The following is a 12,205-nucleotide window of genomic DNA, read 5'->3' as shown; positions in this document are numbered from 1 at the left end:
CTCATGGGGTCTGCCGACGGTAAACGATCAAGGGCGGGCGACGCCAGAGGACGGTTCATCCATTCTCGGCGGTGCTGTGGGACGATTCCTCCACTCCTCGGTCACTCCTCGTCGCCGGCGGGCGGTGTGCGGTCCGTCTCGGCGTCCGGTCCCTGGGCCCGCACCCGCTGCACGTGTTCGAGGGAATCGCGCAACTCCGCGAGCCAGTCGTCCGTATGACGCTGGACCAGACGTACGCACCAGGCCAGCGCGTCGCTGCGGCTGCGGGCGACGCCGCCGGCGATCAGGGTGTCGAGGACCTGGCGCTCCGGCTGGCGCAGCCGCGTCATCACCGGCGCGGCCACGTGCGTGAACAGCACGCGCCGCCCGCCGCACTCCACGCCCCAGGACACCTTCCGGCCGAACCGGTGCTCGGCCTCCCGGGCCACGGCCATCCGGTCCTCGCGGGTGCGCTCCCGGAACTCCTGCACCCGGCTCTCCAGGGCCGCCTCCCGTTCGGCGTCCGGAGCGTCCTGAGCCAGCCGGGGTTCGGGGATGCGGCCGATCACGGTGATCTCCTCGCGGTCGACCGAGAGCTCGGTCAGTTCCTCGAAGAGGTCGTCGGGAAGGCGGCCGGCGAACCAGCCGCGCAGCTTCTCTCGCTGTTCGTTCGTAATCATGTAATGACGATTACGCGACCCGAGCATGAACACAAGGGGTGGCGAAGTGGTCGGCTGAGAGCGGAATCGGAATGTTTCAGGCCTATTAACGAACAGCCGGAAATCAGCCATCTGGCCGCATCGTGCCCCCGGATGCCGTGCGGTTACGGGCCTCACCTGTCCGGATTCCGTAACTTCACGCCACTGATTCAATACGCAAGGTTACTGAAATCGATGGGGTCGATGTGTGTTTCGGCGGTGGACTCGGCAGACTCGCGCTCGCCGATCCGGCACCGAACGAGCATGGATCGGCACACCCTGTAATCGAGCGGAAGGATGCACACAATGCGGAACACCGCGCGCTGGGCCATGACCCTCGGCCTGACGGCCACCGCCGTCTGCGGACCCCTCACCGGGTCCGCGCTCGCCAGTCCGGGTCAGGCCCCCACCGCGCTCTACGCCCCGTCGGCCCTCGTACTCACGGTGGGCCACGGTGAGAGCGCGATCGCCGTGACCCCGGAACGCGCGGTCACCTTGACCTGTGCCCCGAAGCCCGGCGGCACGCACCCGGTCGCCGGCTCGGCCTGTACGGAGCTGCGGGGCGTCGGCGGGGACATCCACGCCCTGACCGCCAGGGACGGAGTGATGTGTACCAAGCAGTACGACCCCGTGGTCATCACCGTCGACGGTGTCTGGCAGGGCCAGCGCGTCTCCTATGAGCGCACGTTCTCCAACGAGTGCGTGAAGAACGCCCACGGTTCGGGCCTCTTCGCGTTCTGAGACCGAGATCGCGCAGTACCCGTGAAGTAGACGGCCCGTTGCTGGGGAGCCGGGTCGTCGTCGCGGGGAGCGATCTCGTACAAGGGGGCCGGCGGGCGGAGTGGGGCCGCCCGCCGGCCCCTGGGCGTTTCCTCCGGCCGGACCGCCGGGTCATGCACGGTCGCGGTGGCTGGTGTCGCACCACGGGTAGCGGCGGCTGCGGCGGCAGGTGCACAGGGCCACGCGGAAGCGGTCGGAGCGGACGACGGAGCCGTCCTCCAGCTCCACCTCCACCGGGCCCTCCACCAGGAGCGGGCCCTTGTGCCGGACGGTGATGCGCCTCGGCGGCGCGGACCGGTCAGACGGGGAGTTCGGCACGGACGACCACCAGCTCTTCCTTGTTCTCGGCGGCGGCCAGCAGCCCCCGCTGCCGCAGCCAGCGTTCCCGGCCGCGCAGCACCGGCCCGAACGCGATCCGGTGCCGGCGGGTCACCGCGGCCTTCAGGCCGGACACGCGCAGTCGTCCGACGGTCAGCTCCGGGTCGCTCAGCGCCGACTGCACGAGCAGGATCACCCCGCCCGGACGCAGCAGCGCGGGCGCCTCCCGGCAGATCCGGTCGACGACCAGCCGTCCGTCACCGCCCGCGTCCCAGGCGCGGGCCGGACCACGCGGCTCCCTGTCACCCCGCGGGGCCGGCACATACGGCGGATTGGCCAGGATCAGATCGAACGACTCTCCGCGCACGGGATCGAAGAGGTTCCCGTGCCGGATGCGGAGGGGGAGTCCCGCCAGCCGGGCGTTCAGCCGCGCGGCCCACACGGCGCCCCGGGACACGTCCACGGCGGTCACGCGAAGACCGCGCCGCGCGGCCTCCAGGGCCAGGGCACCGGTTCCGGTGCCCACGTCGAGAACCTCCGTGCCCGGAGGCAACGGCTCGTCGGACAGGGCGCCGGCCAGCAGCTCGGTGTCCTCCTGCGGGGCGTAGACGCCCGGGGGTGCCAGTGGATTCACGCCGCTCGGGTACCCCGGCCGTCAGGAGATATGGGTTACCTCATGAGCAAGCGGTGCATACAGTGACGAATGTGACGCGCGCCAGTCGGTGAGCAGCCGGGCGCCGAAGCGGTCCTCGACGAACTCGGTGGCGGCGATCCCGAAGGCGACATCGGGGGCGAGGTGCGGCTCCCCCTCCAGCAGGCCGCCGATGACGTCGTGGCGCACCACCTGCTCGTGGACCGCGTCGGCCTCGACGTGCTCGTCGTAGAAGTGCTCGGCGGCGGGCCCGGCGCCCGTGCGGCGCATTGCCTCGGCGAGCCGCCGCGACCCCGGGGACGAGGTGATCTCGACCGTCGCGAAGTGGCCGACCAGGGCTCCCCTGAGGGCCCGGTGCAGACCGAGGAGGGACATGAGGTTCACCGTGACCAGGGCCTCGGCGGTCGCCGCGTCGAGGTAGCGGCCGTACGTGGGGTCCAGGCCCAGGTCCGTCATCAGGTCGGCGAACAGCCGTGCGTGCACACGGTCCGCGCGGCCGCCGCCCCACTCGTCGAACTCCACCGCCGCCATCGCCGCCTTCGCCCGGCCCCACAGCCGCGGCAGCACCCAGGCGTGCGGGTCGGCCTCCTTGAGGTGGTACAGGGAGCGCTGGGCCGCGTACTCGCGCACTTGCCACAGCTCGCCCTCGTCCCGCAGGAAGTACGTGACACCCGTGCCGTGGACGGGCTCGACCAGCAGGCCTCGCAGCGCCTCGGCCACGCTGCCGTGCACCCGGGCGTCGGCACGCAGCGCGGCCAGGAAGCGGTGCTCCAGGGCCGCTCGGGTGCGCAGCAGATCGGGATCCCACTCCAGCTCCGGGTCCACGCCCGCGAAGCCGCGGTAGTGCGGCTCGTAGCACAGGTACAGGGCGAGCTGGAGGTCGTCGCCGTACACCCGGGCCCGGTCGATCTCCTCGCGCCGGGGCAGCCGGCCCGCACCCCGCAGATACGCCTCGACACCCCTGCTCAGCGCTCCGCGCGGGAGGGGCAGGGGCGGTCCGCCGCGGTCGTGCTCCATGCGCGCCGGGTACCCGGGCACAGCCCGGTCACCCGCCCGGGTCACCCTTCCTCGGACTTCTCCCGCGCACGCTCAGTTGAGAGCGGCGGCGATGCGCAGCGGCACCGGGTCGGGAGGGGCGGTCTCCTCGTTGTGGCGGGTGACCTCCGCCCACCAGGACGGGCCGTCCTCGATGTGGCGCAGGAGCACGCCCTCGCGGATCGCCCAGGGGCAGACGGTGACGGCCCTGATGCCGGTCAGCTTCATCGCGGTGTGCGCGACCACCGCGCCGGCCAGGCTCTGCGTGGCCCGCGGCGCGGAGATGCCGGGCAGGCGCGCGCGTTCGGCGGCGGGCAGGGCGGCCAGTGCCGTGATCGCCTCCCGCAGCCCCGCGCGGTGCAATTCCCGCTCCACGAACGGGCCGCGGCGTCCGGGTGCGGCGCCGCACAGCCGGCCCAGCTGCTGGAAGGTGCGGGAGGTGGCGACCGCGGTGCGCGGGCCCTCCCAGCGGATCCGCGCCGCGACGTCCCGCAGCTGGTGGCGGACCCTGCGGCGCAGCGCCCGGACCCGCTCCGGCGACGGCGGGTCCTCGTCCTCGAAGAACTCGTGGGTGAGCCGCCCCGCGCCCAGCGGCAGCGACGCCACGAAGTCGGGCAACCGGCCGCGCCCGAAGGCGACTTCGAGCGAACCGCCGCCGATGTCGAGCAGGGCGAGCGGCCCCGACCGCCAGCCCATCCAGCGGCGTGCCCCGAGAAACGTCAGCTCGGCCTCGACCTCACCCGGCAGGGTGCACAGCTCCACACCGGTCCGGGCGCGGACGGTGTGCAACACCTCGTGCCGGTTCGGCGCGTTGCGCACCACGGCGGTCGCGAAGGCCAGCGGGCCGGCCGCGCCCCACCGCGTGGCCGTCCTGCTCGCCTCGGTGACCGCGTCGGCGAGTTGTCCGACCGCCTGATCAGGGATGGGTTCCCCCGGTGTGACCTGTTCGGACAGCCTGAGTCGCCACTTCGAGGTGTGCACCGGCAGTGGCACACCGTCCTGAGCGTCCGAGACGACGAGTCTGACCGTCTTCGATCCCACATCCACCACGCTGATTCGCATGGAGCGGAGGTACCCAATTACGCGGCGGAGCAACGAAAGTGTGCGCGCAGTGCGACGAAGTCGCGCCACCGGACACGGGCACCATGTGGTCGTATTCCTTGACTGGCATATAACGACGGAGGCATATTGGAGGCATGTCCGACGCCGCCCTCTGGACCGCCCTCGCCGACCCCCACCGGCGGGCCATCGTCGCGCTGCTCCTGGAGCGGCCCCGGGCCGTCGGTGAGATCGTCGAGGCGTGCGGACTGAGCCAGCCGAGCACCTCGAAGCACCTGAAGGTGCTGCGGGAGGCAGGCCTGGTCCGGGTACGGCAGGACGCGCAGCGCCGCGTCTACGCCCTCGACCCCGGCCCGATCGCCGCACTCGACGCCTGGCTCGCCCCGTACCGCGAGCTCTGGAACGAGCGCCTCGACGCGCTGGGACGCCGCCTCGACGAGACGCCGGACACCACGGAACCACCCGCACCGAAGGACTGATCCGCCATGGCAGCCGAACTCACCGGCACCTGTCTGACCCTGGACGACGGCCGCCCCGCCGTCCGTTTCACCCGCACCTACGACCACCCCGTCGACCGCGTCTGGCAGTTCGTGACCGACCCGGACGAACTGGAGCGCTGGTTCCCCTCCCGCGCCGAGATCGAGCTGCGCCCCGGCGGCGCGGTCAGGTTCAGCGGCGACCCGCACATGGCGGACTCCACGGGCCGGGTCCTCGCCGTCGACGCGCCCCGGCACCTGTCGTTCGAGTGGGGCGGGGACGAACTGCGCTTCGACCTGGAGGAGACCGAGGACAAGCGCACCCGCCTCACGCTCACCAACGTCCTCCAGGCCCGGGATTCCGCCGCCCGCAACGGCGCCGGCTGGGAGGTGTGCCTGACCGCACTGGACGCCACGGCGCGCGGCGAGCGGACCGCCGGTCCGCACGCCGGGGCCGACGCGCCCTGGCGGGAGCTGTACGCCGCCTACGTCGAGGCCGGGGTGCCCTCCGGCGCCCCCGTGCCGGGACCGGACTGACCTCTCACGCCATCTGCCGGCGCACCAGCTCGTGCAGCCGGCCGTTCGTGTCGGCGAGCAGCTGAGCGGGCGGGCCCTGCTGGATGACCTTGCCGTCCTCCATCACCACGACCCGGTCGGCGTCCATCACGGTGGACAGCCGGTGCGCGATGACGACCCGGCTCGCGTTGAGCGCCTTGGTGCTCTCGATGACCGTGCGCTGCGTCTCGTTGTCGAGGGCACTGGTCGCCTCGTCGAAGAACAGGATGCGCGGCCGGCGGATCAGCGCCTGCGCGATCATCAGCCGCTGGCGCTGACCGCCGGAGACGGCGCCGCTGCCCGAGACGATGGTGTGCAGCCCCATCGGCATCCGCTTGATGTCCTCGGCGAGGCCCGCCATCTCGGCCGCCGCCATCGCCTCCTCCGGCGTGTACGGCTCGGTGCCGCAGATGACGTCCAGGATCGAGCCGGTGAACGGCTGCGCGTGCTGGAGCACCACACCGCACTGGCGGCGCACCGCCGACTGGTCGAGGGCCCCCAGGTCCTGCCCGTCGTACAGCACGCTGCCCGACAGCGGCCGGTCGAAGCCGATCAGCAGGCGCAGCAACGTCGACTTGCCGCAGCCGCTGGGGCCGACGACCGCGACGAACTCGCCGGGCTTCACCTCGAACGACACGTCGTCCAGGATCAGCGGACCGTCGTCCGAATACCGGAAGGACACCCGCCGCGCCTCGATCGCACCGGACAGCGGACCCGGCCGCGTGCTCGCCGTCCGCACCTCCGGCGTCGCGTCCAGCACCGGCCTGATCTCCTCGAACAACGGCAGCGCGGCCACCGCGGAGACGAACGAGCCCGTCAGCTGGGTGACGGAGGTCAGCACCATCGTCACCGAGGTGTTGAAGGTGAGGAACGCGGCCGCCGACATCGAGCCCCGGGCCGGACCCGCCAGCAGCATGAACATCAGCAGCGTGCACACCGGCAGATACACCGCGCCCAGCACCGTCGAGAGGTTCTTGATGCGGCCGACCCTCTGCTGGAGCTCACGGCTGTGCGCGAACTCCGACGCCCACGCGGCGTACGCGTAGTTCTCGGCGGCGGCCACCCGCAGCTTGGGCAGGCCGCGCAGGGTCTGGAACGCCTGGTTGTTCAGCTTGTTGGAGAGCACCACCAGCCGTCGCTGCCAGCGCACCTGCCACAGTCCGAGCCCGAGGAACACGGCCGCGATGACGACGAGCATGCCGATCGCGGCCATCGCCATCGGCACGCTGAACCACAGCAGCAGCCCCAGGTTCATCGCCCCGATGGTCACCGACTGGGCGACCGTCGGCCCGACTCCCGCCAGCAGCCGGCGGATCGAGCTGATGCCCATGGCCGCGCTGGCCAACTCGCCGGTGGAGCGCTCGGTGAAGAACCGCGTCGGCAGTCTCAGCAGCCGGTCCCACACGGCCGGCTGGAGCGTGGCCTCGATCCGGCCCTCGATGCGCAGGATGGTGAGGTTCTGCAACAGCATGAAGGCCGCCGCCACCACGCTGCTGAGCATCACCGCCAGGCACACCTGCACGATCAGGTTCGTCTGCGCCTTCGGCACGAACTCGCCGAGCACCTTGCCCGTCGCGATGGGCACCATCGCGCCGATCGCCACCGTGACCAGGCCGCTGAGCAGCAGCCCGGTCAGATCGCCGCGCATGCCCTGCATACAGAACCGCAGCAGCCCCAGCGGACTGAGCCCCCGCTCGGGCAGCGGACGGTAGAACATCACCGCACGCGGCTCGAACTCGTCCGCGTTGGCCTTCTCGACGGGCGTCTCACGACCGGTGGACGGATGGACGGCGACATATCCGCCGCGCCGCCACAGCAACGCCACCGGCGCGCCCGACAGGGCCCGGTGGCCGACCAGCGGCCCGACGTTGTCCCGCCACCAGCGGCCGTCCAGGCGCACGGCCCGGGTGCGGACGCGGGAGGCCAGCGCGACCTGCTCGACCGGGTCGAGGCGGTCGCCGCCGGTGCCCTTCTGGGTGGGCTCGGTGAGTCTGATCCCGGCCGCCTGGCCGACCCGCTTGCAGGCCGCGTACGAGGCGTCGGCATCGGCCGAGGTGGTCCGCTTCGAGGACCGCTTGCCGATGGACGCGAGCAGCGTCTGGTCGGCCTGGGCACGGACCGCCTCACCGGCCTTGATGCCCTCGGCCGTGCGCGTCTCGTGGGTGCGCTCCAGCTGCTCGATCCAGCGGTCCAGCGTGGTCAGCAGCCGGTACTGCTGGTCGACCATGCTCTGCCACAGGCCCGGGTCCATCAGCAGGTCGGCCGCGGCCTCCGCGCCGTACAGCGAGCCGTACTGCACGCTGCCCGGCGGCACCTGCATCCAGAACACGTCGTCGTCCGTGGGCGCCGCGGCCCGCTCGGTCGCCATCGGCGCCTGGAACAGGATGGACAGACTGCGGCCGACGCCCAGGGCGAGCGCGTACTCCAGCGGACTCGTCGTCGGAGGCACGTACTGCGGATTGCCGTACTCGTCGTACGACCAGGTCGCGGTGTCGGCGGGCTGGTACAGCTCGCGCAGGCCGATGCGGTGCACCACGCAGTCCCGCAGCGGACGGGCCACCAGCGTGTGCTGCGGGCCCGGCACCGGGCCGAGCACCAGCGAGCCCGCCTCCAGCCGGCCGAGGTGGTGCCAGTGGCCCTGCTGGCCGGCGTCCACCGCGAACAGGTCGACGGCACCGGCCGCGACCAGCCACAGCACCTGCGGCCCCTCCAGGTCGAGACGGTTGAACCCGGCGCAGTCGATGCGCGAGCCCATCTGACCGAAGGCGCCCAGGACGAGGTCACCCTCATGTCCCTGAACGGTCGTCATCTCACCGCTCCCTGACCAGCGTGGCGTACGCGCCGCCGCGCGCCACCAGCTCCTCGTGCCGTCCCCGCTCCACGACCGTGCCGTGCTCGAGGACGACGATCTCGTCGCTGTCGCGCACGGTGCTGAGCCGGTGCGCGATCACCACACAGGCACAGCCGCGCCGGCGCAGGTTGTCCATCACGACCAGCTCGGTCTCCGCGTCCAGCGCGCTCGTCACCTCGTCGAGCACCAGGATGCTCGGCCGGCGCACCAGCGCCCGCGCGATCTCCAGTCGCTGGCGCTGCCCGCCGGAGAAGTTGCGGCCGTCCTGCTCGACCTTGCTGTGGATGCCGCCGGGGCGGCGCGTGACCACGTCGTACAGGGCGGCGTCCCGCAGCGCGTCCTCCACCGCGTCGTCCGGGATCGACGGGTCCCACAGCGCCACGTTGTCGCGGATGGTGCCCTCGAAGAGGAACACGTCCTGGTCGACGAAGGAGACGGAGGCGGCCAGCGCCCCGCGCGGAATGTCGTCGATGCGCTGTCCGTCGATGCGGATCACGCCCTCCCACGGCGCGTACAGGCCGGAGATCAGCCTCGACACCGTGGACTTGCCGCTGCCGGAACCGCCGACCAGCGCGACCTGCCGCCCCGGGCCGACCGTCAGGTCGAAGCCCGTGAGCAGGGGCTTGTCGAGGGGGCTGTAGCCGAAGGTGATGTTCTCCAGCTCGACGTGGCCCTGCAGACGGCGCGTCGACTCGCCGGAGTCGGGGCGGCCGTAGAGCGGGTCGGCCTTGAAGTTCTCCACGTCCTTCAGCCGGGCCACGTCGGCCGCGAAGTCCTGGATGCGGCCCGCGACGCCGTTGAGCCGGGTCAGCGGGGCGGTGAACCGGGCGACCAGGGCCTGGAAGGCGACCAGCAGACCGACCGAGATATGGCCCTCGACCGCCCGCATGCCGCCGATCCAGAGGATGAGCCCGCTGTTGAGGGTGGCCAGGGTCGGCGCGACCACGCCCAGCCAGGCGCTCGGCACACCGAGCCGCTGCTGCTCCTCCAGCGTGGTGGCGTGCTGCCCGGCCCACTTGCGGAAGTAGCCGTCCTCGCCGCCGGTCGCCTTCATCGTCTCGATCAGCTGAAGACCGGTGTAGGCGGTGTTGGTGAGCCGGGCCGTGTCGGCGCGCAGCTTCGCCGTGCGGGTCGCGCGCAGCCGTACGACCACCCGCATGGCCACGATGTTCAGCAGCGCCACGCCGATGCCGACGAACGTCAGCTGCGGGTCGTAGCTGTACAGCAGCACCGCGTACAGGACGACGACGATCGCGTCCACGCCCGCCGCCGCGAGGTCGCGGGACAGGGTCTCGGCGACCGCGTCGTTGGACTGCAGGCGCTGTACGAGGTCGGCCGGGCTTCGCTGGGAGAAGAACGTCACCGGCAGCCGCAGCAGATGCCGCAGGAAGCGGGCGCTGGACAGGGTGGAGGAGATGATGCGGCCGTGCAGCAGGTTGGCCTGCTGCAGCCAGGTCAGCACGACGGTGAGCAGCACGCAGGCGCCCATCGACGCGAACAGCACACTGAGCAGCGAGGTCTGGTTGCCGATCAGGAACTCGTCGATGTAGGTGCGGCTGAGCGCGGGCACCGCCGCGCCGACCGCCACCAGCAGCAGGCTGGAGAGCACCGCTGCGGGCATCGTGCCCGCGGTGCCGCGCAGCCGGGCGGGCATCGCGCCCAGGACGCCGGGCTTGCGGCCGCCCCGGGCGAAGTCCTCGCCGGGCTCCATGACCAGCACGACACCGGTGAAGCTGCCGTCGAAGTCCTCCATGGGGACGAAACGTCGGCCCTTGCCGGGGTCGTTGATGTAGACGCCGCGTCGCCCGAAGCGGCGGCCCATGCCGTCGTAGACGACGTAGTGGTTGAACTCCCAGAACAGGACGGCCGGCGACTTCACCTCGGCGAGGGCGGCCAGGTCCATCTGCATGCCCTTGGCGGTCAGGCCGTAGCTGCGGGCCGCCTTGAGGAGGTTGCTGGCGCGCGAGCCGTCGCGGGAGACGCCGCAGGCGATGCGCAGTTCCTCCAGCGGGACGTGCTTGCCGTAGTGGCCGAGCACCATCGCCAGGGAGGCGGCGCCGCACTCGACGGCCTCCATCTGGAGCACGGTGGGCGTACGGACGGTCTTCGCGGCGGCCTTGGGCACCTTGCGCTTCGGCGGGGCCGCGCGGCGCCTGCTCCTGGGCTCCTGTGCGGTGGCGCTCATGGCAGCAGCCAGTCGACGGGACGCTGGTCGGTGAGCCGGATCGACCCCGAGGCCATCGTCATCGAGGTCAGCTTGTACGGCGGCCCGTCCGCGGACGACCACTCGTATCCGCTCTTCGTGGCGGACGACTTGTCCAGCCGGACCGTCACGGCCACCGGCCTGCCCTTCTTGGTGAACTGCTCGCCGAGCTGGCTGTCCCCGAGGAACGCGGCGATCTGCTGCGGAGACTGGGCCGCGCGGTCCACCGACTTCACATGGCCGCGCAGCACGCCGTACTCCTGCGTCGGCACCGACTGCACGGTCAGATCCACGGAGGCGTCGTCAGGAATGGAGGCGGCGTTCTCGGCGGGGACGTAGACGGTCGCGTACAACGCGTCCTTGGTGTGGGCGACCTTCTCGACGGCGGCCACGTTCGCGCCGGTCTGGATGATCTGCCCGACGGTCGCGGCGAGCCCGGAGACACGGCCCGCGTCGAGCGCGCGGACGACGACCTCGCCCTTGGCCGTACGGACCTTGAGCACGGGGGAGTTCGCGGTCACCTGCTCGCCCTGCTTCGCGAGCACCGCGGTGACCTGGCCCGCGACGGGGCTCTGGAGGAGGTAACTGCCCTGCCCGTGCGTGAGGATGGCGGGTGCGCTGACGGTGGAGGCCACCGAGCCGGTCACCGCCCACACCGAGGCGGCCGCCATCGCGACCACGGTCACCGAGAGCACGAGCCAGCCCTGCGGGCGGGCGAAACGCACCGGGAGGTCGAGTTCCTCCGGTGACTGGAGCTTGGCGAGGGCCTGTTGGCGGAACTGCAAGGAACTTCCCTCACCCGTAGAAGAGGTTCTTATCGCCGTGACGGAAAGGGTCACGGCACCCGAAGATCCCGGAACCGCCGGCTGCGGTTCCGGGAGTCATCGGCACAAGGCTCGATCAGAGGCCGGAGACCAGGCCGGTGACCGGGGCCGTGTTCAGGCCGGTGACACCCTCGACGGTGCCGACGGCCGTGTCGACCACGCCGGAGACCGGGGCGATGCTGTCAACCGTGTCGGTGACGGTGTTGACGGCGTTCACGGACAGGCCACCGGAGATGGCGTCCAGCTGCGCGTCGGCGATCTCGACGGTCTCAACCTGGGGGGTGGAGTTCATGATGGAACTTCCCTTCATATGGATATCTCATAAGGGGGGAGCGGCCCCCTCTGGGGACAGATGACGGCCGCGACCGCGAGCGCCGGGCACCCGTTTCCGGAGTGCCCTGAGCGGCTCCCGCGATGCGATGGATCAAAGCACGCTGCGGGTCCGCGCTTCCAATCAACCATGCGTCTCACCAGGGAACTTGCGCCCCAGCGGTACCTATTGGTGCAGGAGTGTGCACGCCTCGGTGGCGACTTCTTCACATGCGCCACAGCATCGGCTCATCCGGCGCCTTGCATCCGGAGGCGGCGAATCCGGCACTCCCGCCCCAAAGGCGTGACAGGCACCTCCCGCTTGTGGATAACCCTCCGCTTGGTGACTGGGTTGAGCATTCGATGTGCAGATTCGCTGAAGTCGGGATTCGACTCGGTGTTCGCAACAGATCGTTCCCGGTCGGACACGGATCGTGTCGGTTCGGCGGGCCGGGACGAGAGCCGC

At 71.4% G+C, this 12,205-nt stretch carries 12 protein-coding genes; 3 read left to right on the top strand and 9 right to left on the bottom strand.

Translation table 11 applies throughout. The annotated features are described in order from the left end of the window. Nucleotides 1-101: 101 nt before the first annotated feature. Nucleotides 102-659 carry a hypothetical protein gene (locus tag ACFT4A_RS13690; protein ID WP_382829225.1) on the bottom strand — a complete coding sequence of 186 codons (558 nt, stop codon included), beginning with the start codon at nt 657-659 and terminating at the stop codon, nt 102-104. Nucleotides 660-983: 324 nt separating this feature from the next. Here ACFT4A_RS13690 and ACFT4A_RS13685 point away from each other — a divergent pair, with 324 nt between their 5' ends. Beyond that, complete coding sequence (locus ACFT4A_RS13685; protein WP_382829223.1) at nt 984-1,418, top strand: protease inhibitor; 435 nt, start codon at nt 984-986, stop codon at nt 1,416-1,418. Between the two features lie 150 nt (nt 1,419-1,568). On the opposite strand, the gene ACFT4A_RS13680 is transcribed toward ACFT4A_RS13685, so the two are convergent. The 4 genes from ACFT4A_RS13680 to ACFT4A_RS13665 all read right to left on the bottom strand — a co-directional run bounded on the left by ACFT4A_RS13680 (nt 1,569) and on the right by ACFT4A_RS13665 (nt 4,524). Next, nucleotides 1,569-1,775, bottom strand: coding sequence for a CDGSH iron-sulfur domain-containing protein (locus tag ACFT4A_RS13680; protein WP_382829220.1), 207 nt, complete (start codon nt 1,773-1,775; stop codon nt 1,569-1,571). Continuing rightward, a complete protein-coding gene (locus tag ACFT4A_RS13675; RefSeq protein WP_382829217.1) occupies nt 1,756-2,409 on the bottom strand; it encodes a HemK2/MTQ2 family protein methyltransferase in 654 nt (217 codons plus the stop codon). The genes ACFT4A_RS13680 and ACFT4A_RS13675 overlap by 20 nt, the downstream gene beginning before the upstream one ends. Before the next feature lie 21 nt (nt 2,410-2,430). After that, a complete protein-coding gene (locus ACFT4A_RS13670; RefSeq protein WP_382829215.1) occupies nt 2,431-3,444 on the bottom strand; it encodes an iron-containing redox enzyme family protein in 1,014 nt (337 codons plus the stop codon). Nucleotides 3,445-3,516: 72 nt separating this feature from the next. After that, nucleotides 3,517-4,524: a Ppx/GppA family phosphatase gene (locus tag ACFT4A_RS13665; RefSeq protein WP_382829213.1), complete on the bottom strand. Its 1,008-nt coding sequence runs from the start codon at nt 4,522-4,524 to the stop codon at nt 3,517-3,519. Between the two features lie 134 nt (nt 4,525-4,658). On the opposite strand from ACFT4A_RS13665, the gene ACFT4A_RS13660 reads away from it, so the two are divergent. Next, nucleotides 4,659-5,000 carry an ArsR/SmtB family transcription factor gene (locus ACFT4A_RS13660; protein ID WP_382829211.1) on the top strand — a complete coding sequence of 114 codons (342 nt, stop codon included), beginning with the start codon at nt 4,659-4,661 and terminating at the stop codon, nt 4,998-5,000. A gap of 6 nt (nt 5,001-5,006) precedes the next feature. Beyond that, nucleotides 5,007-5,534 carry an SRPBCC family protein gene (locus ACFT4A_RS13655; RefSeq protein WP_382829209.1) on the top strand — a complete coding sequence of 176 codons (528 nt, stop codon included), beginning with the start codon at nt 5,007-5,009 and terminating at the stop codon, nt 5,532-5,534. A 4-nt stretch (nt 5,535-5,538) separates the two neighbouring features. Here ACFT4A_RS13655 and ACFT4A_RS13650 read toward each other — a convergent pair whose 3' ends face one another. The 4 genes from ACFT4A_RS13650 to ACFT4A_RS13635 all read right to left on the bottom strand — a co-directional run bounded on the left by ACFT4A_RS13650 (nt 5,539) and on the right by ACFT4A_RS13635 (nt 11,722). After that, nucleotides 5,539-8,361 carry an NHLP bacteriocin export ABC transporter permease/ATPase subunit gene (locus tag ACFT4A_RS13650; protein ID WP_382829207.1) on the bottom strand — a complete coding sequence of 941 codons (2,823 nt, stop codon included), beginning with the start codon at nt 8,359-8,361 and terminating at the stop codon, nt 5,539-5,541. A 1-nt stretch (nt 8,362) separates the two neighbouring features. After that, a complete protein-coding gene (locus tag ACFT4A_RS13645) occupies nt 8,363-10,588 on the bottom strand; it encodes an NHLP family bacteriocin export ABC transporter peptidase/permease/ATPase subunit (RefSeq protein ID WP_382829205.1) in 2,226 nt (741 codons plus the stop codon). Further along, nucleotides 10,585-11,391: an HlyD family efflux transporter periplasmic adaptor subunit gene (locus tag ACFT4A_RS13640; RefSeq protein ID WP_382829202.1), complete on the bottom strand. Its 807-nt coding sequence runs from the start codon at nt 11,389-11,391 to the stop codon at nt 10,585-10,587. The genes ACFT4A_RS13645 and ACFT4A_RS13640 overlap by 4 nt, the downstream gene beginning before the upstream one ends. 115 nt (nt 11,392-11,506) lie before the next feature. Then, nucleotides 11,507-11,722, bottom strand: a complete 216-nt coding sequence (locus ACFT4A_RS13635; protein ID WP_189721965.1) for a type A2 lantipeptide — start codon at nt 11,720-11,722, stop codon at nt 11,507-11,509. Between the last annotated feature and the right edge of the window lie 483 nt (nt 11,723-12,205).

This window comes from Streptomyces sp. NPDC057099, assembly GCF_042671245.1.
Classification (GTDB): Bacteria; Actinomycetota; Actinomycetes; order Streptomycetales; family Streptomycetaceae; genus Streptomyces; species Streptomyces purpurascens.
The sequence above is the reverse complement of the archived record's forward strand: the minus strand, read 5'-3'. Positions and strand labels throughout refer to the sequence as shown.